This is a genomic window from Microbacterium sp. (assembly GCF_026393345.1).
Classification (GTDB): Bacteria; Actinomycetota; Actinomycetes; order Actinomycetales; family Microbacteriaceae; genus Microbacterium.
The window spans coordinates 43521-70269 of record NZ_JAPLAI010000030.1 but is presented as its reverse complement, the minus strand read 5'-3'; the positions used below and the strand labels follow the sequence as shown (position 1 = coordinate 70269).

Annotated in this window: 18 protein-coding genes; 2 read left to right on the top strand and 16 right to left on the bottom strand. The window is 68.8% G+C overall.

The genetic code is table 11. The features are described from left to right. Nucleotides 1-7: 7 nt before the first annotated feature. From NT132_RS04080 to NT132_RS04005, 16 genes are all read right to left on the bottom strand, one after another. Nucleotides 8-1081 (bottom strand): hypothetical protein, encoded by a 1074-nt coding sequence (locus NT132_RS04080; RefSeq protein ID WP_297785176.1) that lies wholly within the window; start codon nucleotides 1079-1081, stop codon nucleotides 8-10. Nucleotides 1082-1096: 15 nt separating this feature from the next. Beyond that, nucleotides 1097-2047 carry a DUF805 domain-containing protein gene (locus NT132_RS04075; RefSeq protein WP_297785174.1) on the bottom strand — a complete coding sequence of 317 codons (951 nt, stop codon included), beginning with the start codon at nucleotides 2045-2047 and terminating at the stop codon, nucleotides 1097-1099. Beyond that, complete coding sequence (locus NT132_RS04070; protein ID WP_297785172.1) at nucleotides 2044-2595, bottom strand: hypothetical protein; 552 nt, start codon at nucleotides 2593-2595, stop codon at nucleotides 2044-2046. The genes NT132_RS04075 and NT132_RS04070 overlap by 4 nt, the downstream gene beginning before the upstream one ends. Before the next feature lies 1 nt (nucleotide 2596). Then, nucleotides 2597-3799, bottom strand: a complete 1203-nt coding sequence (locus NT132_RS04065; RefSeq protein WP_297785170.1) for an FHA domain-containing protein — start codon at nucleotides 3797-3799, stop codon at nucleotides 2597-2599. A gap of 33 nt (nucleotides 3800-3832) precedes the next feature. Then, complete coding sequence (locus NT132_RS04060) at nucleotides 3833-4450, bottom strand: hypothetical protein (RefSeq protein WP_297785166.1); 618 nt, start codon at nucleotides 4448-4450, stop codon at nucleotides 3833-3835. A 27-nt stretch (nucleotides 4451-4477) separates the two neighbouring features. Then, nucleotides 4478-5275: a hypothetical protein gene (locus NT132_RS04055; protein ID WP_297785163.1), complete on the bottom strand. Its 798-nt coding sequence runs from the start codon at nucleotides 5273-5275 to the stop codon at nucleotides 4478-4480. 61 nt (nucleotides 5276-5336) lie between these two features. After that, nucleotides 5337-5603 carry a WXG100 family type VII secretion target gene (locus tag NT132_RS04050; protein ID WP_297785160.1) on the bottom strand — a complete coding sequence of 89 codons (267 nt, stop codon included), beginning with the start codon at nucleotides 5601-5603 and terminating at the stop codon, nucleotides 5337-5339. Nucleotides 5604-5743: 140 nt separating this feature from the next. After that, nucleotides 5744-10180 carry an FtsK/SpoIIIE domain-containing protein gene (locus NT132_RS04045; protein WP_297785157.1) on the bottom strand — a complete coding sequence of 1479 codons (4437 nt, stop codon included), beginning with the start codon at nucleotides 10178-10180 and terminating at the stop codon, nucleotides 5744-5746. Beyond that, complete coding sequence (locus tag NT132_RS04040; RefSeq protein ID WP_297785154.1) at nucleotides 10177-10920, bottom strand: hypothetical protein; 744 nt, start codon at nucleotides 10918-10920, stop codon at nucleotides 10177-10179. The genes NT132_RS04045 and NT132_RS04040 overlap by 4 nt, the downstream gene beginning before the upstream one ends. Beyond that, entirely contained in the window at nucleotides 10917-12518 is a 1602-nt protein-coding gene (locus tag NT132_RS04035; RefSeq protein WP_297785151.1) for a serine/threonine-protein kinase, read from the bottom strand. Before NT132_RS04035 ends, NT132_RS04040 begins: the two co-directional genes overlap by 4 nt. Continuing rightward, the gene (locus NT132_RS04030) at nucleotides 12518-13720 is read right to left on the bottom strand and encodes an FHA domain-containing protein (RefSeq protein ID WP_297785148.1); all 1203 of its coding nucleotides are present in this window, start codon (nucleotides 13718-13720) and stop codon (nucleotides 12518-12520) included. The genes NT132_RS04035 and NT132_RS04030 overlap by 1 nt, the downstream gene beginning before the upstream one ends. A 46-nt stretch (nucleotides 13721-13766) precedes the next feature. Continuing rightward, entirely contained in the window at nucleotides 13767-14606 is an 840-nt protein-coding gene (locus NT132_RS04025; protein WP_297785145.1) for a protein phosphatase 2C domain-containing protein, read from the bottom strand. Beyond that, a complete protein-coding gene (locus tag NT132_RS04020; protein WP_297785143.1) occupies nucleotides 14603-16891 on the bottom strand; it encodes a transglutaminase domain-containing protein in 2289 nt (762 codons plus the stop codon). The genes NT132_RS04025 and NT132_RS04020 overlap by 4 nt, the downstream gene beginning before the upstream one ends. Next, entirely contained in the window at nucleotides 16888-18102 is a 1215-nt protein-coding gene (locus NT132_RS04015) for a DUF58 domain-containing protein (protein WP_297785140.1), read from the bottom strand. The genes NT132_RS04020 and NT132_RS04015 overlap by 4 nt, the downstream gene beginning before the upstream one ends. Further along, a complete protein-coding gene (locus NT132_RS04010; RefSeq protein WP_297785137.1) occupies nucleotides 18099-19073 on the bottom strand; it encodes a MoxR family ATPase in 975 nt (324 codons plus the stop codon). Before NT132_RS04010 ends, NT132_RS04015 begins: the two co-directional genes overlap by 4 nt. Nucleotides 19074-19113: 40 nt before the next feature. After that, nucleotides 19114-25107 (bottom strand): Ig-like domain-containing protein, encoded by a 5994-nt coding sequence (locus NT132_RS04005; protein WP_297785134.1) that lies wholly within the window; start codon nucleotides 25105-25107, stop codon nucleotides 19114-19116. A gap of 309 nt (nucleotides 25108-25416) precedes the next feature. On the opposite strand from NT132_RS04005, the gene NT132_RS04000 reads away from it, so the two are divergent. Both NT132_RS04000 and NT132_RS03995 read left to right on the top strand, forming a co-directional pair. Next, nucleotides 25417-26193, top strand: coding sequence for a DUF2690 domain-containing protein (locus NT132_RS04000; protein WP_297785131.1), 777 nt, complete (start codon nucleotides 25417-25419; stop codon nucleotides 26191-26193). Nucleotides 26194-26280: 87 nt separating this feature from the next. Next, the gene (locus NT132_RS03995) at nucleotides 26281-26700 is read left to right on the top strand and encodes a hypothetical protein (RefSeq protein WP_297785128.1); all 420 of its coding nucleotides are present in this window, start codon (nucleotides 26281-26283) and stop codon (nucleotides 26698-26700) included. Nucleotides 26701-26749: the final 49 nt, after the last annotated feature.

The following is a 26749-nucleotide window of genomic DNA, read 5'->3' as shown; positions in this document are numbered from 1 at the left end:
CACCGATTCAGCGGTAGCCGATCTTCTCCGTGAGCGCCGTCCTGGCCTGAGCGATGCGCTCGCGCAGATCCGTCACGAGGCCCTCCGCGTCGACGATGGTCTCCTGGGTCCGGTCGGCGGCGATCGCGACGACCACGTTGCCCTCGAGCGCGTACGCGCGGGTCGTCATCTGCGTCCGCCCCAGCGAGTCCGTGCCCCGGGCATCGACCACCACCGCCCCGTCGCCTGCAGATCCCGCGACCACCTGCAGCTGAGTCGTGCCGTACACGCTCTCATCGGGGCCGAGGGTATCGAACAAGGCGCACTCCGCTGCCGTCCCGGCGAGGCGGTCGTAGTAGTTCGCCGCCAGTTCCCCTGTCGGGAATTGATACACGCCGTACGCACCGCCCGCCCACGACTCCCCACCGGCGACCGGCCAGGTGGTCCGGCGCGCATTGACGACCATCCAGTCGTCCGGGATCACCCACGACATGCACGCGTCGGGAGACGTGTGCACCCCCTCAGACTCCCCCACCATGGCGAAGGACGGCGTGGTCGTCATGTCGCCAGCATCAGGGAAATAGCCGCTGAGCGTGTTCTCGTCGAGGAGGAACCAGTCCAGCTCGTCACCGATGTACACCGGCTCCCCCGCAAGCACACGCCCTCCCTCCCCCGCCATCACCTCTGTGCCACCGGAGGGGGTGGGGCTGGCCGGAATGAGCGCGACCGCCGCCCAAACGGCTCCGCCCCCGAGCAGAATCGTCGCCGCGGCCCCCGCCGCGATGATCCACCCGGCCCGGTGCGACGATGCGGGCTTCACCCGGTCTCTCCGGGCAGGAGCAGAGTGCGCGGGAACTGGATGCGCGGGGTCGGGGTGAACCGGGTCGGGGTGAACCGGGTCGGTCGCGACGCCGGAGAGGGCTGAGGCTGCATCCTGGCTCTCCGCCCACACGCGAAGATCCGGATAGCAGTTCGGATGCTGCGCGATCGCACCCGCGAACTCAGGGTGGCGCTCGGCGATGGCGGCGAGCGCCACCGCATCCGTTGCCGGATCGTGCAGTGCGTACCATGCCCGCTCGCGGGCCTCCGCCTCGTCATTCATGTCGGCACCGAGCGGTCACAGGTTCTTGCGGAGTTCGACCGCCCAGTCGCCGAACCTCACCGTCGCACCGTCGGTCGCGAGAGCGGCAACCCCCGGCGCAAGCGACACCGGCGCGTGGCCAGGGCGCGTGAGCACCGTGCCATTCGTGGAGTGCAGGTCGGTCACCTGAAGACCCAGCGGCGTCAATGAGATGCGGCCGTGTGTCTTCGACATCGAACGCGCAGCCTCGTCCACCGGCACGAGGAGGGCGGACGGCTCACCGACGGGTGCTGCCGGGGCGCGCCCCACGTAGACCGCACCGCTGATCGGCAACACCCGTCCGTCGGGCAGTGCGAGCAGCCAGCCGGCCGCTGCGAGCGGTGCCGACTTGCGCGTCTCTTCCAGCGCACCCGCCTGCGCTGCGGCAACCGTCGGTACCGCGGAGGCGGGAGCCCACATCGGCTGAATCGATGTCATCGGTGCGGGCACCGGCATCGCGAGCGAGGGCGCGGGGGCAGGCGGTACGAACTCCGGGTACGAGCGCACGTCGAAACGTGACCCTGCGGGATTCGACGGCTGCGCGAGCAGGAGCAGCAGAACGACCCCGCCGATGACGGGGATGAAGTTCAGCAGGTACAAGGCGCCTGACTGATTGGCGTCGTGAAGTCTGCGCACCGACAGCGCGATCATCGGGATCACGATCACCACCGCGAACAGCGAGGAGACCACGAGGAGAAGCATCCCCACCCAGAGCACCCAAGTCAGTGCGGCCATCGCACCACCCACGAGCAGCAACAGGAGGCCGGGCAGGAACAGGAGCGAACCCCATGCCAGGCACCCCAGGTAACCCAGCCAGAACTCCGACCGACTGGCGCGGCCCGAGAAGGTGAAGGCCTTCTTCCAGAACCGCCGGACGGCCGCCCCGAATGGCGCCCCCGCGTACGGCCGGTCCAGCGGCGGCTCACCGCTCGGACGGGAATATGTCATGGGGTGCCTCCATCGGTGGCGGCCTGCGTCTGGGCCCACTCCCGCAGGCCCGGGTAGCACTGCGGGTGCGCCGCGATCTGCGGGGCGAACTCCGGGTACGACGCCGCGATCTCGGCAAGGGTTCCGGGTGGCGTGACGGGATCGAACAGTGCCGTCCACGCCCGCGTACGATCGTCGTCGGCGGCCGCACTCGGCACATGTGCGGGCGAAACAGGCGCCGACCGGGCAACGAAAGCCGCCGAGTAACCTGCCTGCGGGGTCGCGCCGGGTTCCCCTCGGCTCGCCGCATCCCGATGCTTCTGACGTTCCCACGCCGACTTGGCGATCGCCCCGGCTGCGACGATCGGGATCACTGGCGCGACAGTCACCAGCGCCGGATAGGTGAAGCTCGCCAGGCTGCCCAGGATCAGCGAGAGCACGACGACCGCTCCACCGATCGCGACCGCCGAAATGCGGGTCTTCGCCTCGATGGTGGGTATCGGAATGAGGGCGATGGCCGCCGTGAGGATGCCGGTCACGAGGAGGAGCGTGTCGTAGCCGCTCCACATCTCAGGACTCCAACTCAGCGCTGATCATGAACTCCCCCATCGATACCGTCCATTCGTTGCCGACAGGCATCGCAACGCCAGGCGGGCACGAGGTGGCCTCGCCGACATCGTTGGTCACCTTCGTGCCATTGGTCGAGTGCAGATCGGTGACCCACAGCATCCCGTCGCGGACCTCGAGCACGGCGTGCGTCTTCGACACCGATGAGTGTGGGTCGCTGACCGCGAGCGCCGTTGCCGTCGGGTGGCTCGCCGGCGCGACGGGCCCGCGCCCGACCGCCACCGGCATCGACGACATCGGGATGCGGCGACCGTCCGCAAGTGTCAGCATCCACGGACGGGCCACGCCGGACGCCTGGTTCAGCCGTGTCGCTTCCAGATCGTCGTCTTCGGCGAATATCCCTGCCACCACGGCGTTCATCGACGCGGCGGCAGCGGGAACAGCGACCTCCGCGGGCGGAAGCGAGACCGGAGGGACCGGCGGAAGCGTGGCGCGCGGAACCCCCGTGACGATGGCCGTCGAGGCGGCGGCAGGAGGAGGAGGAGGAGGCACGGAGCGCGCATCACCGGGTGGTGGCGGGGGCGGGGGCACCGGATGCGCACTGCCGGGTGGCGGGGGCGGCGGCACAGGCAGCCTGCCGGCCATCGGCATCGGCATCGGCGGCGGCATCGGCGGCGGCGGCGGGGCGGGCACCCCGGTCGGTGCCGCCGCTAGAGGAGCCGGGGGCACTGCGGATCCTGAGGTCGAGGATGCCGCGGCCTGCGGTGCTCCCAGCGTCTGCACGCCCTCTCGGATCGTGACGCGAGCGGTCGGGTCGGCGGCGTGGATCTGCCCGGCGAGGTTCCGCACGAACTGCATGAACGTGTGGTGCGCCACCATCACCTTGCTGCTCACCGGGATGAACCCGCCGACCGTCGTCTGGTTGGTGATGTACCAGTCGATCGAGGTGGATGCGTAGACCCGGCCGTTGCGTTCGGTGAACCCCAGCGTGAAGACGAGGAGCTTGTTGAACGAGATCAAGAAATCATTGATGCGGAACTCGATCTCGCGGTCCGTCGACTTCACCGAGACGATGCGTTGCTTGCCCTTGAGTAGATCGCCCGTGCTTTCGAGCGCGGCTCGCTGCGCCATGTTGGCGATCGTCTCGATCGACAGTGACGTCTCAGCATCCAGCCCGTTCCAGGCATACTTATGCGGCTTGGCCATCAGTTATTCCCCACCACATCCCCATGCCTGCCGCTACACCCCGGCCAGGAGTTCTTCCAACGATCCGTCTGCGAGGCCACGCACGACGAAGTTCACACCATCAGCGTCGAATGTGCCCTCGTGGGCGGTGTCCTTGGTCACGGTCAGAGTGCGGCCTGACGACTCGCCCGTGGGGGCGGCCAAGACGACCGCGAGCATTCCCGTATTCTCGGTCGCCGCCGAAGGCGCCTCCCACATCGTCCGAATGATCTGGCGAGCGCTGGTTGAGTCCACCAAGGCAAACTCAGTAATCCCCTCGCGCCGCGTCAGAGCGACGATGCGGCTCGCTTCGTCGCGCCTGAACACCGCGATCGAGGTTCCGGCAGGCACGGTCGGCGTGCTGCGGTCAGCAACATAACCGAGCAGCTGTGGCCTCACTCCGAACGCATCCCCGAACATGTCCCCGAGGTCGGCGAGAGAGTATGTCACTCCTTCTGAAGACATGACGACCCCGCCCCGCATCGCGAAACTTCGCTCGCCGCGCAGGAATGCCTGCATGAGGCTCACCGAGTTTCCGTCATCGACAGACGGTAAAGGCCCCATCCATGCACCTCCCACGCGACCCGCGAGGGCAACCACCTCATCGTCCGTCAACTTCACTGCATCAACCATGTCGATCCGTCTTCCTTGTCTGTCCGGCTAGGGAATCGGCAACCAGCCGACGAAGCGTCTGCCCACCTCAACGACGGACTCCCCGACGATGCCGATGGTTTCGGCGGGGTTGTTCACGATGTAGTTTCCGACTCGCTCACGCGTCGCCGCGCTAAAATCGGCCTTGCTCGACTCCTCGATAACGTCCGTCCAGGCATGCAGATTCAGGCTGACGAGCTTTCCGACGGGGTCCTTCGCGTGCCCCATGAGATCCGCGAGGGCATGAGAGGCGCTGAACATCACCGACGGATCGCCGTCGATGAGTTTGTTGGCGATGTCCACACCATCGAACGCCGCGCCGAAGAACTTCAAGAAAGTCATATCCACGCCCTTGAGGGAGGCCGCCTTACCGAGAAGGCCGATCAGCTCCCAGGGCTTAACCCGGCCGACCTTGCCCTCGCGGATCGCGTCGATCAGCGCCTGTAGCTGCCGGCGCATCTCATCGGGGAGCGATGACAAGTCCGGCGTCGTACCCGAGCCCCCTCCCCGGCCTCCCGCGCTCGATCCGGAGCGCCCATCGGCCGCACTCGTCTTGTCCTGATCGTCCGCGTTACGCCGCAGCGCCGACGCGGCCTCTCGCAGGCGCAGTGCGGCGTCATGCACCCGTCGACTGTGGGACGAATCCCACTCGTGTCGAAAGCGCACGGCAACCGGGCCGATCCACGAGCTGACCTGGATCGCATTGCCGACGCTCATGCGGTCCGCATCCAGCTGCGCGGCCGACCGCTCGAACTGCGTCGCCAGTTGCCGCAACTGCGCGACATCGGCGCCGTACATTCCGCCCATCGTTTCTCCCCCGGTCAGGACCGCAGGGGAAGCGAGCCGACCGCCCACTTCCCCTCGCGGGTCATGCGTTGGACGTCTGCTCCTGCGCGTTCGCGTTCTGCGTCGCCTTCTGCGCGGCGTCCCGGAGGGCCTGCGCGACCTGCTTCAGCGACGACGTGTACTGACCGCTCCAGTCGTTGCGGAACTGATTGGCGTCCGGCCCCTCCCACTGCGTGCCGTTGAGCGCGCCGGTGAGCGTCGACAGGATGCTGTCGATGTCGCCTGCCTTCTGATTGAGCTGCGAGCTGAGCTGACGAACCTGCTGAACGTCGAGTCCCCAAACGGCCATGATCTACCCCATTCCCTTCGGTGTACCGACCCGACTCCCGGACCGGCCATTCGCCCCCCGCTGGTGCGATGAGGCAAAGCTATTGAGTGGCTGCAGGATGCGTCGATGGGGAGAAATCCCCACACCGGACGATGTGGCGCTCACGCGTCCACCTGCGCGATCTGCAGCTTCGACGCCCGCCCGTTGACGATCAGGAATCCTCTCCCCGGCGGGAAGTCCGCGCGACGCAACCGGCCGAGCGGTGTGCCCATGAAGGTGTCGCCGTCCATCTCGCCCGGGACGAGCAGAAGTCCGCGACGCCCTGCCTTCATGGGACCGGCGAGCGTGTATGCCTGCTGCCACGTCGATGTCTCGCCTTCGCCGATCACGAGGTGGTCTTCGCGTGCGAGAACACGGATGAGACGCTCGAGGTCGAACTCCGCGGAGGTCCCGGTGAACTCCGGCAGCGCCTCGAGGAACACCGCGAAGCGCTCCCCCGTACCCTGCTCCACGGCGGCCACCAGCCGCTGTGCGAGCGCCGCCGCCTCCTCCGGCCCGGTGGCGATTTCGCCCCAGGCCGCGCGAGCCAACTGCGAGCGGCGCGGCGAGACGAGTACGCGCGTGACGGCGGGGTCCGATTGCGCCAGCCCCGCACGGATGGTCGCGAGAGCCGTGGTCCGCCCGCTCGCCGGCGGCCCTGCAACCAGGAGCGGGCCGAACCCGGGAAGCACCGCGGGCCCAAGGGTCACGTCATCCACCCCGATCACCGGACGACCGGGCGACCCCGCGGGCAGCGACGCCAACGAGATCGAGTCGTCGAGCCGCCGCACGGGCGCCGGGCGTGCCCCACCGGCACGCCCGAGCGAGGCCGCGAGACGCTTCATCTCGCGCGCCTGCACGGCGACGTTGCTGCTCTCGCCCAGGATCGCAACCTGCACCTCATTGCCATCGAGGATCCCCCGCCCGGCGGGCGACGACGCGCTCAGCACGTCTTTGGGAACACCGAGCATGAGGTACTCGTCGTCGTTCGCCATGCGCAGCACCACTCGGCGCTGCACGGTCGATGCGATCGAGTTCGGCACCGAGTTGGGCCGGTCTCCGGCGACGACGATGTGCACGCCGACACCGCGCCCGTCCGCCGCGATCTGTGCGAACGCGGTGTACCAGGGCGACAGATTCACCGGTCCGAACTCGTATTGCTCCTTGAACACACCGATGCCGTCCACCAGAAGGAGCATGCGCGGCTCCTGCGGAGCGTTCGCGAGCCGGCGGTACTCGCCGATCGTGTCGGCACTCACCGCGGCGTAGCGCACGGCACGTTCGTCGACGATGTCGCGCAGCATCCGGATGGTGCGGACGACCCGCTCGTCGTCGTCACCGGAAACGATCGCCCCCACATGCGGCAGGCCTTCGAGCATGCTGAGACCGCGTGACCCGAAATCGAGTCCGTACACGTGGGTGGGACCACCGTTCCGGGTCGTCGCGGCAGCGGCGACCGCGATCGTGCGGAGGACGGTGCTCTTGCCGGAGCCGCCCGTGCCGTAGATCGCGAGGTTGCCGTCACGATCCGGTTCGTAGAAGGCCGTCGGCTGCGACTGACTTTCGGGGTGATCGAGCACACCCAGCGGGAGCCGCTCATCCGTCCGAGGATTCGGGAGGCGGCTGAAGCTGTACACCGCCGCGAGTTCGTCGAGCCAGGGCCGGCGAGGTTCGGCCACTGCGGCGATCGTCGCAGCTCCCCGTACCGTCGCGACGATGCGGGCGATGTCGGTGGGACCGGGCTCGGCCTCCTCCACCGCCTCGACGGCGGGCGGTTCCCACACCGCATGGCCGCCGAAGTCGAGCTCCTCGACGTCGATGCGCGGCACCGGCGGCTCGCCCGTCGTGCGCCCACCCGCGTACCCGGTCTGGAAGGCGGTGATGCGTCCGGGACCGCGCTTGGCCGCGCCCCGTCCAGGGATCGACGGGTCGAAGTACGCCGCCATCTTGTCGCCCAGGATGTCGACCGAATCATCGGCGTCCGCCATGCGCAGCGCGATCCGCAGGTTCGTGTTCGCCCGCAGGTTGTCCTTGATGACGCCCGCCGGTCGCTGCGTGGCCAGCACGAGGTGCAGCCCGAGCGAGCGCCCGCGCTGGGCGACATCGACGACGCCGTCGACGAAATCCGGCACCTCCTGCACGAGCGCGGCGAACTCATCGACGACGATCACCAGGCTCGGCGGACAATCCGGATCGCCGGTCTTCTCGAGCGAGACCAGGTCTTTGGCCTTCTTGGCATTCAGCAGATGCTCGCGATAGCGCAGCTCGGCACGCAGTGAGGTCAGAGCGCGCCGCACCAGGTGCGGCGAGAGGTCGGTCACGAGCCCGACGGTGTGCGGCAGCTTCACGCAGTCCGCGAAGGCCGTGCCGCCCTTGTAATCGACGAACAGGAACGTCAGGCGGTCGGGGCTGTGCGCGGCAGCCATCCCCAGCACCCACGCCTGCAGGAACTCCGACTTGCCTGCGCCGGTCGTGCCACCGACGAGAGCATGCGGGCCGTCCGCGCGCAGGTCGAGTACGAACGGCTCCGAACCCGCGTGCCCCACGATCGCCCGTAGGTTGCCTTCCTTCTTCCGCCTCACCGGGGCGGTCCCATCCCGCGCGACGAGCGACCCATTCTGACGCCATCGCTCCACGACCGCATCCGACTCGCCCAGGATCTCCATCCCGGTCAGCGTCGGATATGCGACCGAACGGGGGAGGTCAGAGTCGTCGGCCTCGGGGACCCCGACATCGACGACCGGTGAGAGCAGCCGCGCCAGCTGCTCAGCGGTCACGACGTCGAGCATCTCGAGGGTCACGGGTGACGTTCGCTCCCCCAGACGCACCTGACCCGCGGCACCGACCGACGCTGCTGCGTCGATGACGACGAAACTGCGACATGCGGCAGGCAGCTGCTCCACCCGGGGCGCGCACCACACCACATGCACGCCCGCATCCGGTCCCCGCTCCACGATGCGTGTGAGCCGCGCACGGTCAACCGGCGCGCCGTTCTCGACGACCAGAACGACGGCGGGCACGACCGGAACAGGCCGCTCCTCACTCTTGGCGGGGTCGATCGGGCCGCGAAGAGAGGCTCCACCCTCGGTGCGCGCCTCGATCATCCCCTCGATGCGGGCGAGCAGGGCGGATGCGGTTCCCGTTGCGTCGGCGAGATGCGGGCCGGTGAGCGCACTGTGGCTAGAGCTTGCATGAGGCAGCCACTTCAGCCACTCCCACTCCGCCCGGGTACCCGGGGACACGATCGCCGCGATCGCCACCTCGGCAGGAGAGTGTCGGGCAGCGATCTGGAAGACCGCCGACCGCGCCACGGCCTGCACGGTCCCCTGCGGTCCGGCGTACCCGAGGGAACCGGCGAGGGCAAGGTCGACGGCGACAGGAACGTCATCGACGGTGGAGAACTCCAACTGCAGGCCGAGCAGCTGATCCCAGCAGTGCGGGAGGGTGTCCTGGCTCTGCGGGAGCGCGACGCGATTGCGCGCGAGCGCCCGCCCGGCGCCGACGTTGACCACGAGGAACCGTGGCGACTCCACCCGCTCCGTCCACAGCAGCGGGCCGAGTCGGCGGGAGTCCTGCTGCAACTCTGCGCTCGAGGGCAGCTCCGTCCGCCGCACACGGCGTTCCTCGTCGCGTGCCTTCTCCAGTCGCTCCTGCGTACGCAACATGCCCTCGTCGAAGGCTTTCCGCTGCGCCTTGAGATCGCGGCGGCTGGTGAGTGTTTGATCGACGAACGCCCCGACCAGCAGGATCGGGCTCATAGCCATCATGATCACGCCGAGCAGTTGCTGCGTGACGGCCCACAGCACGGCGCCCAGGAGGAGCGGCGCGACGAGCGCGATGAACGGGAATCGCTGTTGCTGCGGCACCTTGGGTGGAGTCGGCGCGGCGAACTCCACCCCGGGATACAGCGGCACCACCCGTGGCGAACGCACGTGGTCGACCTGCGGCGTCGTCGATGCTTGGGGCGGCTGCTGCGTCCGGACGACGCACAGCGATGTGTCCCCAACGACGACGACATCACTGGGCGAGAGCGCGGCGCGGGTGACCAGCGAACCGCCGACGATGACACCGTTCGCAGAGTTGAGATCGAGGATCTCGACACTCTCGCCCACGTTCAGCCTGGCGTGCTGCTTCGAGACCATGGGGTCGGTCAGCCGCAGGTCCGCAGCACGGTCGCGGCCGATGACGCTCGCTCCCGCCGGCACCGCGAACTCCCTCCCCGCATCCGGCCCCGCGAGCACCCGCACTGTCGCAACCGGCGCCCCGCGCCCGCCCTCAGCGGACGAGAACCTGCCACTTTCCCGGACCACCTCGACGGCTGTGCCGGAGAGCAGGCCGGACTCCGCGAGGCTGGCATCGCCGTTGACCGTGCGCGCAGCGTCGGCACCGGCCACGTCCGAAACGCGGAGGGTCACCGCGCCCTCGTCGACAGCGCCAGCATTCTGCGGGTCCGCGATAAGCAGCATCCGGGCGACGTCGGCGACGGTCGCCGTGGCATCCGCGCTCACGGTGAGATCGACCGCGCCCCCGGGTCGCCGCAGGGTGAGCTTGAGCTTCATTCGTCGTCTTCCTGGTCGAGGAGCGGCAGGTCTGCGCGCGTGACGAGCCGCGCCGCGATCGCGTACTCGACGAGCCGGATGCGGCGATTCGTGGCGTAGGACCGCACGCCGCCGCGCAGCCCCTGAACGCCCATCCGGTCGAGCTTGTCGCAGACGTTGTCGAGCTTGCGGTTGAATCTGGTGATCGCCCATCCGAGGCGCGCGGCCGCTTTCGCGCTGGTGGGGATCTCGCCCATGCCGCTCCCCTCGCGTAACAGCATCGGCTCGGCCAGCGCGAGGATGAGCTGGCGCTGCGAGAGCGTGAACGTGACATCGCCGATCGTCGTCGTCCCCTCGGCACTCGACGGGAGCGTCTCACTGAACATCGGCTCGGCGACGTGCAACGAGATCTCGTAGGTCGTGGGTCCCGCCGTGAACACGACCGTGGTGCTGCCGAAGACGAGAGGCAGCCTGCCGCCCGGCGCGAGCCACGACTGCAGGCGTCCCGCGCCATCGGTGACGGTCACGGCGAGCCGCGACCCCACGTTCTGCAGCAGCCAGATCCCTTCGAACTCGCGGATCTCCAGCAGCCGTCGATGCAGGAAGGGGTTGTCGTCGACGGAAAGATCCGCCTCACGACCGATCGAGAAGGTCTGCCCCGGCACGACCGCAAACCATTCGCCGCAGTACTCCACCGAAACGGCGCGCTCCCGCTCGGAGCCCGAATCCACAACCGGCGCGACCGGGTCGATCGTGTTCACGGGGCGCACCCCTCCACGCTGTCTGCTGCCGAGGTGCCGTCCGCCCGTCGCAGCACCACTTCGATGCAGGCGCGGCCCGAACCGTCCGGGGCGACAGTGGCCGTGGCCGACTCCGTCTCTTCGAAGGGGAATTCCTCACCGGGCACCACCGGCCGCCAGAGGTAGACGTCACCGGTGACGGGATCGGGGTTCGTCCAGGTGAAGGCGATGCCCTCCGAGGTCGCGGTGCCCGCCAGAGCAGACACCTGCGGGGGCACCTCCTCGTTGACCGGATCGACGGGTGCCGCCGCCGATTCCTGCGCGCTCGGCGTACCCACCCCGGCCGGAGCGAGTGCGACCGCGATCCCGACGCCCGCGCCCACGACGATCACGGCCGCGGCGGTCAGCATCCAGGCGAGTCGCCGTCGTTTCGGCGCGGCCGATGGCCCGTCGTCGACCGAGATCGATTCCGGGGCGCGGACGATTGTCGCGTCGAGGGGCAAAGGCGAGGGCGGGGCCGTGATTCCTGCGGGGACGGGCCTCGGCGGCAGCGTGGCCCCCGACAGGGATCTCGCACGGGTCTCATCCCCGCCCGGAAACAGGGACGGCGACGTAGGCGGGGAAGGAACGATGAACCCCGGGGCGGAGGGCAGCGTATGTGGCGGCACGACCGCCGTCGCGCTCTGCGCATCGATGCTGGTCACCCCCCGGAACCGCGTTCGTTCCTCGCCGTCCTCCTCGTCTTCCTCGAGGAGCTCTTCCTCGAGGACGTCGATTTGCGTTGCCTGCATGCCGTGCTCGATCTGCACCCGCTGGAGTGCCCGTGCGAACTCGATCGCGGATGCGTACCGCTGGGCCGGGTCTTTCGACATGGCTCGTTCGAGCACAGCCTGCAACGCTGAGGACACATCTTGACGGCCCGTGGAGGGCAGCGCCATCGACTGAATCCGAGCCATCACATCGAGTTCGGTGTTCGACGCCCCGGGAATCTCGAACGGACTCCGATTCGTCAGCAGCGTGTAGAGCGTCGCAGCGAGGGAGTACACATCCGACGAGGGGAACCCCTGCGGTGGGGTGCGCAGCGACTCCGGCGGTGACCACGGGATACTCATGCCGCTCAACGCGTCGCTCGTGGTCGCCGAGATACCGAAGTCGGTGAGTGCGGGGCGACCATAATCGGTGACGAGGATGTTCGCCGGCTTGATGTCACGGTGCAGGATGCCGGCACGATGAGCGGTCTCGACCGCGCCGGCGATCTGCACCCCGACCCGCAGCGTCTCAGCCTCGGAGAACCGCTCGCGTTTGTGGCGCGCCTGCAGGTTCGGCTTCGAGCAGTACTCCATCACCAAGTACGGACGTCCGTCGTCGGACACCCCGGCCTGGTAGACCGACACGATCGAGGGATGCGTCGCCAGCTGCGCCATGAGGTTCGCCTCTTCGGTGAACCCCTCCGCGCTCGTCGTGCCGAGACGGTCCTTCAGGAGGACCTTCACCGCGACCTGCCGCCGAGGGTGCAGCTGCTGGTAGAGGAACACGTCGGCGAAGCCGCCCCGGCCGAGCAGCTTGATGTGGTCGAACCCGGGAAGGACGGGCGGCTGGGAGGGAGGGCGCGGAGGCATCAGATCCCCTCAAAGGACAGCACGACGCCGTCACCCAGGTCGAGGCGGTCACCGGAGACAAGCAGCGTGGGCTCACTGGGGTGCAGTCGCACCGGCTCCGCGCCCGGGCGGAGCAGGCGCGTGCCGTTCATGGTGTCGAGGTCCGCCGCGATGACATCCGTCCCCTCCACCCGCAGTTCGACGTGGTTGCTGGAGATCCCGCGGTCAGGGCTCGCGACCGTCACGAGATGCGGCAGCATGCCGGTGGCGCGCACGGCACGCGGACGTCGCCCGACCACCGCGCTCCGATCGAGCACCACCCGTTCGCCGGACGAGACGATCAGTGTCGGCGCGGGACTGGCGACGGCCGGTGGTCCCGGCGGTCGCGGGTCGACCGCGCCCCCCGCGAGTTGCGCCTGGAGCGCGGCGAGTTGCTCGGCGGAGATCGTCTCACCGTCGTGGTCGCCGAGCACCGGTTCCGCGGCGGCGGGCGGGATCGACACGAGCGGAACACCGCTGATCATTCCGGACTCGGCCTCGGCGTCCGGCTCGTCCCGCACAGCCGCGTCCTCGACGGTCGACATCCGCGTGGCACCGAAGATGAGGTCGTCGTACGCCGAGGTCTCGTCGGGGAGTTCGTCGACGGGCGGGGCGTACGTCAGCTCGACCGATTCGGTGATCGTCAGTCCCGCATCCGGCACTGCGGTCTCCTCGGAGGGCGCGGGCAACAGCGTCTCGCCGGGTTCCGAGATGGCGGCGGGCTCGATCGGCGCGATCGCGATGGGTTCCGGAACGGGTTCGGTCGCCACCGCGACGGCCTCGTCAACCGGAAGCGATGATGCGGGAGTCACATCATCGAGCGCCCATGTCGCGCCGGCCGCGGCGGCCACACCGTCGTTCAGCGGCAGCGACGATTCGCCGTGCGGCGTCCCCACCGATAGCGACACCGGCGCATCGATCGTGCGATCCGTCCACGTCGGCGAGCCGAGCGCGCTGACGTGCTCGACCCGACCCTCACGCGTTTCGATCCGAGCCTGCACCGAACCCCGCACGATGATGCGCGCGGTCGCATCCTGCCTGCTGACGATCGCGAAAGCGGGCAGTGCCGCCATATTCGCCCCCACGGTCGCCACGAGCTCACCTAGCACGACCGCGAAAGCATCGCCCTCCCGCATCCCCCGCCATACACGCAGGAGCGTCGCCTGGTCGATCTCGGGTGGCAACAGCGCCACGCTAGACCCGACGGCCACGATGTGCCAGTCCCCGGAGCTATACGTCAGCAACGGCGTCCCCTTCTCTTACGCGCGGTGCGCGCGGCACCGTGTCTTCCTCGGGTTCGTCGGGCGAACCGCCACCCGGGAGCGTTCGATCCTCATCGGCCTCGATGACCGTGTGCGCATCCACCACGACAACCGTCACGTTGTCTCGGCCGCCTTGTAGTAGCGCCTCGTGAAGCAGCCGCGTCGCCGCGGCCTGAGGCGACGCCTCCGCGACGAGCGCCGCCTCGATCTGCGTGAACCCGAGTTCCTTCGACAGCCCGTCCGAACACACCATGACGCGATCGCCGGCGTGGGCCGGGAGAAGCCAGTAGTCCGGCGCACCCGTCGACCCCGCTCCCACTGCCCGTGTCACGACGTTGCGCTCGGGATGGGTCTCTGCCGCTTCTGGTGCCAGGTCCCCACGGTCAACGAGCGCCTGCACCGCGGAATGGTCCACGCTGATCTGTTCGAGTCGCCCACCGGCGAGCCGATACGTGCGGGAGTCGCCGATGTTGAGCACGAGCCAGTAGCTGACCCCGCCCTGCTCGCAGATCGCGACCCCGGTGAGTGTTGTTCCGGCGGCGGATCGCTGCGTCTCGATGGACCCCACCCCACGGGCCGCGGCCGCGAACGCTGTCTGGATCTCTTCCACCGTCACACTGTCGCGGCCCGCCAGCGGGCGGAACCCGTCGATCGCCGCACGGCTGGCGTCCGCGCCGGCATCGTGACCGCCCATGCCGTCGGCGACGAGGAACAGCGGCGGCTCAGCCAGAAACGAATCCTCGTTGGCAGCGCGCCGCAGCCCCCGGTCGCTCTCCGCACCCCACGACAGGGTGACGGCGCCGCTCATGACGCGGCTCCCCGCCGCCGGCGCGGCAGCCGCGGCAACCGGATGCGACGCACGACGGATATCGGGAACATGCGTGCCAGCGCGCGGCGGTGCCAGGGCGTCGCAGAGCGCAGTGAGCGGGTCGCGCTCGCCACATCGGCCCAGTAGCGCTCCACCTCATCGTCCGCGGGATCGCCGGCACCGAAGACGGCCTGGTCAGCACGGACCGCCAGGGTCGCGACCGCCGCCTGGGGGTAGCGGTCGTCGAGCGCACGCGCCTGCTCTCGCCGCGTGGCGCCACGCGTGAGCGGCGCCCCGACGTCCAGCGCCGCATCCACGAGCTCGGCCCATCCCCCATCGACGCGTTGCACGCTCGATCCCTCCCGTGCTCGTCTGCTGCGGCGACGAGCGCGGGCGATCGCCAGTGCGAGCGACGGACCCAGCAGAACGAGGAGGATCACGAGCGCCGTCCCGCCGATCTGCAGCGTCGCCCACAACCAACCCAGATCGCTCGGCGCATCCTGCGGCGCCGCATCCTCGACCGGTGTCGTCGGAGGCAACTCCGCGGGCTCCTGGGGGGTCTGCGGCGGCTGCGCAACCTGGGCCTGCGGCTTCTGACTCTGCTGTGGCGTCTCCTCCTGCGGCACGCGGTCCTTCGATGGTGTGGGCGAGAACGCCACCCAGCCGAGGCCTTCGAACGGCACCTCGACCCACGCCTGCACGTCCTCACCCCTGACCGTGACGGTGTCGCCGTCCGACTCCGGCACGAATCCCATGACGACCCGCACGGGGAAGTCCAGTTGCGAGAGCATGAGTGCCATCGCGACGGCGTACTGCTCACCATCGCCGATCATCTGGTCACCCGCGAGGAGGTCCGCCTCCCGATCGACGGTGTGACCCGACCGCGAGGTCACTTGCCCCTCGAGCCCGCTGCTGTAGAAGCCGGTGGTCTGGAAGTACGCCTCGACGGCGCGTACCTGCTCGACATCGGAGGAGGCGCCCGCGGTCACCTTGTCGAGGAGCGCCGTCACCTCGTCCGGCAACTCTGTCGGCGCCGGAGTCTTGACAGACGCCACCGTGGCCGCCAGCAGTTCGTCTTCGGATGGCGTCGCCGGCACATTCACGCGCAGGCGATATTCATCGCCCGCCGCCAGCCCGGTCGTCACCAGTGCGGTGCCGGTGGCGGTGTTGTAGTGAAGGGCGCCGCCCCGATCGGCCGCGTTCTCCCCCTCGAAAGCGATGCCGGTGGCGTAGCCCACCGTCGGCGCCCACACCCCGGTGAGATCGTCGATACGCACGGTGACGACCGCCGGGTTGCCCGTAGCCGTCGTGTCGATCTCGCGACCGGCCCTTGTGAACACGCCCGAGCCGGCACCGCCGGAGCCCGAGACTTTATAGACCACACCGTCGTACAGATCGAGGGTAGCCAGGCGTAGTCGTGCACCGGAGGGGAGGCCGGTGACAGTGAACAGCGTCGAGTCCGCACCATCGCGCTCGTACTTCCGGTAGGTCGTCAGCGGGGACGCGTAGTCGTGCAGATCCAGCGGCGGCACGACATGGTCACGCAGCACCTCGCGGTCGGTGGCGGCAGAAGCGGAGGCGACCGCGCCCCCGGCGAGCAAAGCGATCACGACAACGGATGCGGTCGCCGCGAGCACCGGCAGGCGGTGGGATCGCAGGGATGCGAGTTCCTCCCCTTCCGGCGCCCACCCTCCTTCCCCGGCTCGGGCGACGCGCATCCGCCACACCGTCCAGATCAGGGCGGTGCCTGCCCACCCGGCGCCGACGATGCCGGGGAACACGCCGTCGTATGTGCTGAACGTGATCGCGAAGACGAGCACAAGGGCAGGGGCAATCACGGCCGTACCGAACGCACGCCGCGCCCGGAGCGCAAGGCTGACGGAGATGACGGCGGCGACGAGTGAGACCAGGTAGGGCACGATGCCCAGGTGGTCGAATCCGGTGAACGGCGTCTGCAGAGTGAGCGCCTGCTTCCACGCCTGCACCACCCCGAGCGCGAGCGCGGCGAGCACGTTCAGCGTCGGGACGACAGCGCCCAGGGATTCAGTCCGGAAGACCAGGACGCCACCGAACAGGAAGTACACGACCACGGTGATCGCGGCGATCGTCAGCGTGTGCCATCGCAGCCGCCACCCGGCCACCGCGATGATCGTGCCGAGGAGCGCGCCGCCGACCGCGGCGATCCAGAAGTTCACGTCGCCGTACGCGGCCGAGAGCGGAACCAGGCCGACCAGCACGAGAGCGGCCATGGCGCCGGCGTTCAGCGTCGCCCGAAGACCGTTCATGCGGTGACCGCCCGCATCGCCGCGCGCAGCGCATCGAGCTCTGGAACGCTCACCATGACGACGTCTCCCAGCATCCGCCGCGCGAGCTGCTCACCCACGGCCGCACGCACGCACAGTGCTCGCGCGCCGACCGGGATCCGCAGCGACGCCGCACGCACATCGAGAGCTGGCGCGCCCGACCCGGTGACGAACATCACCACGGATGCGCCTACCGCTGCCGCGCCAACGCTGCGGCCGAGACCCGCGACGCCCTCGTCGGTATCGCCGGTGTCGACCCCGGAGAGCGCGTCGAGGAACTGATTGCTCGAGCGCAGCGCCAGTGTCCGCCGAGGGCTCAGGTACGTCACCGTCTTGCCGCTGCGCAACGCCGAGAGCCCGATGGATCCCGCGATCGACACCGCGAGCTCGAACTCCTCGTCCCCGACGTACTCGTCGGAGCGGGTCGACAGCGCAATCACCATATGCGAGCGTCGGGTCTGCTCGAACTGGCGGATCATGAGCGAACCGACCCGCGCTGTTGATCGCCAGTGCACGTAGCGCAGGTCGTCTCCGGGCACGTACTCACGCAGCGCATGGAACGAGACGTCGTCGTCGGCGAGGTCGCGCGTCGGGAGGCCTTCCAGGTCGCGCAGGATGCCCGTCGTGTCGCCGTCGAGCGGCAGCACTCGCGGATGAACGAAGAGTTCGCTCGGCTCCGTCCAGGTCACTCGGCGGCGCAGCAGGTCGAGCGGATCGCTGCGCACCGACGTCACCGGGCCGAGCGTCAGGACGGCGCGGCGCTGCGTGGGAATGGTGAAGAGTTCGTCGTGCTCGTCCCCGGGGGCGAGCCGTGGGATGGGGAACTCCGGGCGGGCGTGACCGACGGGAAGCTGCACCCGAGTTCCGGGGGCCCGACGGGTCGCCGCGTTGTGCACGATCAGCCGGCCCACCGCGGGTTCGCCCACCTGTACGCGCGCGGAGGCCAACTCGAGTGTCACGCGGTAGGTGGCGGACCGCAGCACGAAGGGGACGGCTGCGACGAGCACGACGAGGCAGATGATCGAGATCGCGAGCATCTCATTCCAGCCGAAGACGAACGCGAGCAGCGCGGCGACCACGCCCGCGGCGGCGACGATCCAGCCCAGCGTCGAACCGATCTGCAACGGACGGGCTGACCGTCGCAGGATCGGCAGGATACGCGTGGACCAGAGGCCGGCCGCCCGTCGGATCATGCCGCCGTGCTCCTCGACTGCGGCGCGGCGACATCCGCCAGCACACGCCCGATGACGGATGCGGCCGTCGCTCCCGCGAACTCCGCCTCCGGATCCATCACGAGCCGGTGCTGCCAGACAGGCTGAGCGAGCGTCTTGATGTCATCGGGGATGACATAGGTGCGCCCTTCCTCGGCAGCCCACACTTTGGCGGTCCGGATCATCGCCAGCATCCCCCGCACCGACACCCCGAGACGCGTGTTCGGATCGGCTCGGGTCTCTTCTGCGAGCTGTGCCGTGAAGCGCAGCACGGCGGGGTCCACGTGGACCTGCGTGAGGACGTCGGCGATCTCGGCGACCGCCGTCGTGGTGATGATCGGCTTCAGGATCGACGACCGGTCGCGGGTCGACGCCCCGCTGAGGATCTGTTCCGCTGCGGCGAGATCGGGGTAGCCGATGCTGGTCTTGATCAGAAATCGGTCGAGTTGTGCCTCCGGCAACTTATAGGTGCCGGCCTGCTCGATCGGGTTCTGCGTGGCGATGACCATGAACGGGCGCCCGGTCTCGTGCGCCTCGCCGTCGACGGTGACGCGCCCCTCCTCCATGACCTCGAGCAGCGCCGACTGCGTCTTCGGGCTGGCGCGGTTTATCTCGTCGGCCAGCACGATCGACGCGAAGATCGGCCCCCGATGGAAGCTGAACTTGTGCGATTGCTGGTCGTAGATCGTCACACCGGTGACGTCGGAGGGAAGCAGGTCGGGCGTGAACTGGATGCGGCTGTTCGTCCCCTGCACCGTGGCGGCGAGCGCCTTGGCGAGCTGCGTCTTGCCCGTGCCGGGCGCGTCCTCGAGGAGGACGTGTCCCTCGGCCAGCAGCGCCGTGAGCACGAGCCGGATGGCTGCCGGCTTGCCGAGCACCGCCTGCCCGACGTTGTCGCTCAGTCGTTGGAATGTCTCGGCGAACCACGTCGCCTGTTCTTGCGTGAGTGTCATGTGAGTGCCCTGTTCTGAGAGAAGTGCGCCGGCTTGTCAACTAACACGGCGGCATGCCTGCCGGGATCGCTTCGCCGACAGTGGTGTACACGGAGAGGTACCAGTTGTTGGTGAGGCGGAACCATCGGTAGTCACCGTTGGTGCTTTTGTGCGACCACTGGGCCCAGCACGTAGCCGTCTGAGTCGAGTTCTTCGGCGCCCACGTTGAGGTGCATGTAGAGCCGTTGAAGTGGCTTGCTCCGTTATCGGAGTCCTCGAGACATGAATCCGCGGCATCCACTTTCACGCTCCACTGCGTTGGGGCCGGCGGATCGTTCGCCTGCCCGGTCCGGGAATCCACAGAGGTCCCCGCCTCGTTCGTGTAGCTGAGGTTCAGCGTGTAGCTCTGGCTGGGCTGGAGACCCGTCGCGGTCCACGACAGCGTTCCCTCGCCACCAGCCGGGGCGTTGGTCGAGGTGATCGGGCGCCCATTGGGGTTCACGTTCCAGACGAACTCGACTGCGTTATCCTTCCGGTTCACCGCCTGGAACGAGATGATCGGCTTGCCGAAGGGGACGACCGCGGCAGACGAGGCCTCCCCGCTCTTCGCGACCCCCTCGACCGAAGACTCCGCCCACACCGTGACCGAGTACGAAGAACCGTTCGCGAGCCCGCCGATGACCGTGCCGCCCGGGGAGGCCACGCCTTGCGCCCCGGACTGGTCGACCCGGTACCGGTAGGTGATGTCGGCGGCACGGTTGCCATTGCCGGCACCCGGCGTGAACGTCACGGTCACGCTGGTGTCGCCGGGGACAGCCGTCACATTCGTCGGCGCACCGGGCGCGACGGCCGCGCGGCGGGGCGCGGAATCCGCGCTCGGGGCGGAGCTGCCCGCCTTGTTCCGCGCCGTTACCGAGAAGGTGTAGTCCGTCTCGTTGGCATCGACCACGACGTTCTGGCTCGTCGCGGTGGTGACGATGGTCTTGAGGGTCGACCCGCCACGCTTCACGTTCAGCGTGTAATCCGCCACCACATCACCGTTCACGTTCGCGGGTGGCGCCCAGCTGACTGCGATCTGCGCCTGCGCCCCGACCGGCGTCGCCGCCGTCGTGGTGGGCGTACTCGGCGCATCCGGGACCCCGGCGGGCACGACCGTCGCCGAGTACGAACTCCACTCCGACGGGTCGGGGGCGCGGTTGATGGCCTGCACCCGCACCTGGTACGCGACCCCGTTCTCCAGTCCGCTCCACACCAACGAGTTGCCGGTGACGGCGGTCTTCTGCAGCGAGCCGCTCGCTGGGGCCGGTGCGATCTCGAGGTTGTAGCCCAGCACCGGGGAGCCGTTCGAATTCGGCGTCACCCAGTTCACCGTGATGCTCTTGTCGCCGAACACGGTGGTCGGTGCTGACGGGGTGTCGGGACGCGCGTCTGGCCGGGCCGGAGCCGATGCGGGCGAGGGCTGCGACTCGCCGACCACATTCACGGCACGCACCGTGAACGTGTAATCCACGTTGTTCGTCAGGCCATCCAGCGTGCACGTCGTCGACGCGCAGGTCTTGCTGTAGCCCTGCGGTGCGGCCACGCGATACTCGGTGATCGCGGCACCGTTGTTGGCGGGCGCGGCCCAGGAGAGCACGACGGTGCGATCCTGGATCGAGGTCACCGTGGGGGTGCCGGGCGCGTCCGGCTTGCCCTGCACCGTGAGCAGGATCCGGCCCTCCACCTGGCGGTCCGCGGCCTTCGTGGCATCGGCGATCCGGTACGTGACGATCATGGTCCCGACGAAGTCGGCAGCGGGCGTCACCGACACTCGGTCGCCCTGAACCTCGGCCTCGCCTCGGCCACCGTCCACGCGCGCGCTGATGATGGTGAGCGGACCTCGGTCGGTGAACGGGTTGTAGTCGTTGGCGAGAACATCGACGGACTGCGTCTTGCCTTGATCGGCCGGTGCGACGACATCGTCGTTCGCGACCGGGAAGGGTCGCTGGCTCGTCACCGTCGTGAGGGTGACGGTTCCCTTGCCCGGCGCCGTGGTGCCGTCGCTCACTTCCACGACGAGTTGTCCGGTCGCCCCCGCCCGGGCGTCAGCGTCCGCGGAGACCGTGAGCGTGCCCCCCGAGGTGGATGCGGCGAAGCCCTCCGGAACGGCACCCGAGATCGAGAAGGTCAGCTTCTGCTGATCACCCTCGTCGGGGTCGAAGGCGAGCTTCGTGAGATTCAGCGTCGCGGCTTCTTCACCCGGCGCGACGGTCACTGCGGCGTTCCGCAGGGTCGGCGACTGGTTCTCGGCCGGTCGCACGGTGATCGGGATGGCGACATAGGCGGAGAGACCCTCGGGATCATCCGGACCGGTACCGTCGGTGACGAGCACCCCGACCGTGTCGGCTCCGAAGTAGCCCGCCGCCGATGTGTACTGCAGCGTCGTCTCGTCGACGATCGGCGCCGACCCGTCCGAGTGAGAGGTGCGGATGGAATCGGCGGTGGCGATCCGCGGCGTCCGCCCTTCCCGCACCCGGACATGGTCGGAGAGCGGAATGCTGACCGATTCCCCGCTGTCCACGACGATCGGCTTTGTGCTCAGCAGCGTGGGCACGAGCGTGCCTGTCCCCGGAACGAAGATGAACGCCTGACCGACGTTGCCGTCCTCGTCCGTAACCGCGTACCGGAGGATCTGCGCGGCATCGTCGAGCGGCACACTGACGGTACCGTCGCGCGCGACGGAGGCCGCATCCGACGCCACCGTCACTTCGAGCGCGGACACGGTGCCGTCCGGGTCCTCGTCGTTGTCGAGCACCGACACCGACACCGACAGCCCGTCGCCGATGTCGGCGATGGAGGCCCGGTCGTCCCGGGCGATCGGCGCGCGCAGAGCCGCGTCGGCGTCCACGGTAAGCAGCAGGACGCCCTGCGCCGACGCACCGTAGTCATCGGTGATGGTGTACGTGATGGTGTAGTCGCCCGTCGTGCCCGGCGCGGTGACCAGGACACGACCGCCCGCGACGGAGGCCTTGACCCCGGAAGGCACGACCAGATCACCACTGAGCGCGAGGCTGTCACCGTCTGGGTCGGAATCGTTCGCCGTGACGGCAACGGTCACCGCGCGGCCCGGGCGCACCGTGACGACATCCTTCGCCGCGTACGGCGCCTGGTTCTCGTAACCGGGCGCGGCAACACCGACCGTCACGGTGCTCTCGGCGGTGGCCCCGAGTCGGTCCCGCACCGTGTATGTGAAGGTGTCGCGCCCAGCCGCCGTGGGGTAAGCGTCATAGTTCAGCCAGCTGTCGCCGACAGTGACCCGACCCATTGCCGGGTTGGAGGAGACCCCCACCAGTTCGACGGAGTCGCCGTCGCTGTCGATCCCGTCCAGCGGGATCGCGATGCGCTCGACCGTGCCGGCCACCGCACGGGCGGTCACGGGCTTCGGGCGAGGGGGCGAGTTCGTCCCTTCGTCGGCGGGGAGCACCTGGATGGTGACGTAACCGGCCGTGCGGTTCTGCTGCGAATCCTCGATCTGATACGTCGCATGCACGGTGCCCGCGGTCTTCCCCGCCTGGAACCGTACCGACTCGCCGGCAATGAACATCGCTGCGGGGTCTGCCGCATCCGTCTCCACGAGTTCTGGCGAGAGGACCATGGTGTCGCCGTCGGGGTGGTAGTCGTTCTTCAGCACCGGGATGGTGACGATATCCCCCGCGCGGACGACGGCGCTGTCCGCGACCGCCACCGGCGGCCGCAGCTTCTCGGGCAGAGCGACGGGAAGGACGGTCACCTCGCCGGTCGCGCTCTGCGTGCCATTCGACACCGTGTACTGGATCGCGATGGTCGACGACAGCCCAGCGAGGTCGGTCACCCGCAGCACGCTGTGGTTGAGCACCTCCACCGATACTCCGGCGCCCGCCGCCGCCTTCGCCGACTGCACGACGAGAATTCCGCCTGCCGGGTCGGAGTCGTTCGCGAGCACGTCGACCAAGACGTCGCGCCCGGTGGGCAGGAGCGCGAGGTCACGCACCGCCACCGGCGGCTGCGCGCCGGCGTCGCCGGCGAGCACGTCGATGCGCACCAGGCCGATGCCGGAACGGGGCCCGGCAGTGACGAGGTATTGCACGTAGTACGTGCCGGCAGCATCAGCGGCGAACTCGAACGTTCCGGCAGCGTAATCGGGCGTGATCGTCACACCGGGCACCGGGTCGAGCTTCGAGAGCCAGAGCGGCTCGCCGCTGGGGCTGAGGTCGTTGGCGAGGGGGGAGACCGTCACGGGGACGCCGGGCACGGCTGTGACCCGATCGGCGTTCGCGACCGGGTCGAGCGAGCCGGTGGGACGAACGTTCACCCGCAGCACGCCCTGCGACTCATCCCGCCCGTCGGACACGGTCAGCACCACCTCGATGAGGCCGACCGAGCCGCTCGCCGCCGAGAACTCGACCACGCCGTTGCTGCGATACGTGATGGTGTCGTCGGTCGGGACGGTGGCCTGCTTGAGGTAGAAGTCGTCGCCGTCCGGGTCCACCCAGCCGTCCAGCGCACCATAGGAGAGCGAAGATCCTTCCTCGACCTGCACGGTGTTCACACGGCGCTGCTCCGGCGCAGCGTTCACGCTCGAATCGTGCACGGGGAGCGAGACGGATGCTTCGTCCGTGCCTCCCCGACCGTCATCGACCTGGTAGGTGAAGCTCGTCGTGCCGGAAGCATTCGCGGGCACGGCCACCTGGAGCGCCGAACCGCCGAGCACCGGCGCGACCGTGTATCCGGTCGGCGGTCCTCCCGCGGGGGTGGCAGACAGCAGATCGCCGTCCGGATCGCTGTCGTTCTCGGTGACGGGCAACACCACGCTGCGACCGGCCCGCACGCCGTACTCATCGTCGACCGCAGTCGGCGGATTGTTCTGTGCGGAACGTTCGGGGAGCTCGTACTGCGGCTCCTCCTCCTCGCTCTCGTCCTGCTCGGAGTCGTCATCGGCTGGCGGCGTGACGTCGTTCCAGTTGTCGACCTTCTCGACATCCTGGTCGACGATCCACACCGATCCGGCGTTCACGTCGTTGACGACAACGACGCGGCGGTTGGCCCGGAGCACGAGTGTCGATGAGGACGAGACCTCGATCGTCTTCGTCGTCGGCTCCGCGTCTCCGAGGCAGTCGCGAACATACGCGCCCGAACCACTCCATACCGCGTAAACGCAGCCGTTCAGCCAGACCGGCGCGGCGGGGGTGCCCTCGTCGACGGTCGCGACGACCTCGAGTGGTCCGCCATCGAGCGGTTGCCGCACGAGCGCGGTCGGCGTCGAGAGATAGACCGCATCCTGATCTGCGCCGGACTGTTGCAGCACCCCGCCGGCGCCGTCCGGAACCGCCACCGGGGTGCCATCCGACAGGTAGAGGACACCGGTTTCCGCATCGAAAGCGATTCCGCCCTCATCGACCGCAGTGACCGCGAGCTCGGCTCCGGTCGGCACATCGGCGAGCGCGACGGAAGAAGATACCTGTGCCACGGCGCCTGTGACCGTCGCGATCGTGATCGCATCCGCGCCCGCAGCGAAGACGCGCGATCCGTCCCGCGACACGGCAACGCCTGCGCCAGCGCCGACATCGGCGGTGGCCGCATCCTCCTCGAATGCGGCACCGCTCAACGAATCGGCGCTGAGGACATGAAGAAACGATCCCGATCGGACAGCCACCGTGGTGCCGCCAAGGGCGACCGACGCCCCTGCAGGCACGGGTGCGGCATCGCCGAATTCGACCAGAGCGGGGTCGATGACCGATACGGTGGCGTTCGTCTCGTCGTGCACGAGGACCGTCGGACCGTCCTGAAGGACATCGAACTGTCCGGCCCGGGCTCGCGCCGCGCCATCCAGCAGCCGTGAGGGATAGTTGAGATGACCGACCAGCAGGTCAGTGCTCTTCGTCACCCAGACGCCGCCGTCATCGAGTTCGACGTCGGCGGTGGGAATGCCCTGGTAGAGCACGGCGAGCGTCGAGATCGTCACCGCGGCCGCAGTGAGCGTCGCCCCTGACGCCACGGCGGCGCGATGCCTCAACAGCAGGCCGAACACGTTTGGCACGTCTGTTCCCCTAAGAAGACGGCAGTCCCCCCGCCGTTGTGGGTCTAAGTAGAACCCACTCCTCGCCGCGGTCGTATGGGGAATATTCCCCATGCCCCAGCGAGGGAGAGTGAAGCAGTCGGCTCGGCCCAGCCGGCGTCGAAATCGTTCGATCCGGAAAAACCGGAAAAGCCGGATCCTGCGCTCTCACGTCCGGCGGACGCACCGGAGGTCCACGTGTCACTGCTATAACTAGTGCCAAGCACGACTGCGACATCCTTACCTGGGGGACCGATGTCTTCACCCTCCGAGCACCATGAGACGGACTCTGTGACAGCCTTCGCGGCCGACCTGCGACGGCTGCGCCTGGATGCAGGCAGCCCGACACTGGAGCGATTGCAGCGCGAGACCGGCATCTCCCGGACAGTCCTCTCCGACGCTTTCGCCGGGAAGCAGGTGCCGTCCGAACGCACGGTCACCAGCCTCGCGAGCGCATGTGACTCCGACCCGGTGCCCTGGCTCAATCGCCGCAGCGCGCTCGTGAAGGCGCTGCGCAACGAATCCGTCCTCGCCGCGACCGCGTCCACTCCCACGATGCCGAGGTCGTCCGGAGTGTCCCGGCGAGGGGTCACGTGGATCGCCGCCGGCTCGTTCGTTGCGGGGATCCTTGCCAGCATCGTCGTCGTCCTGCTTGTGGTCCCAGCGATGATCCCCGCGCAGGCCACCGCCTCCGCGGGAGCGCAGATCGTTGTCACGACAGGTGAGGACCCCGCGCAAACGGCGTGTGTGGACGACGCGCGCGTCGCGACCGGCGACACTCGTGCCGACAACTCCCTGCTCGAGATCGTCTGGTCGGATAAATGCCAGGCCGGGTGGGGTCGGATCACGCGATACGACGGGCTCTATCAAGGAAACACTGTCTCGATCGCGATCTACCCTCAAACAAGTCCTGACGGCCCCGACCGCCAGGAGGCGACGGAGCACGATGTGCAGGGTGCGTACACGACGCTTCTGGTACGACCGTCTGCGGACACCCTCCTCTGCGCCGACGGCAGCTTCACCGTCGACGGCAAGCGGATCGACCTCGGGGATCCGCTCTGCATCTGAGGGAGCACCCGCTCCACCGCGAATGCGGCTCGGCTGCGGTTCGGGAATCGGTAGCGCCGCTTCGGGAATGGGAGCGCCGGCGGGGCGATGACGATGCCCGCGTACGGTGAGGGCATCTCCATCGGCACCGCCCAGCCGAACTGGTGCGAATACACGCAGTGCGCGCCCGACGCGAGCGATCACAATGTGCTCCTGCGGAACGCGGTCTTCGAGACCAAGTCCGAGGCCATCGAGGGCAGCGAGGGAACCTCGAACGGCGCCATCTCGAACAACCGGCTCGCCGTGGCCGACGATGCGCAGGTCGATTCCGTCATCGCGGTGAACGGGGCCAACCAGGTGCGGACATCCGGGGTCGGGACCAGGATCGATCAGCTCCTCGACGGCTGGGGCGTGCGGAACGTGATCCTGGGGAACAGCGTCGCCGCACCGGACGGGTACGCGATCGAGGTGGTGGGCGATGCCCGCGACGGCGGCAACATCGTCGGCTGCACCGAGACTCACGGCTGACGGGGTCGTCTCGTGCGTTTTCCGCGCATCCTCCCCTCCCCAGGCGGGG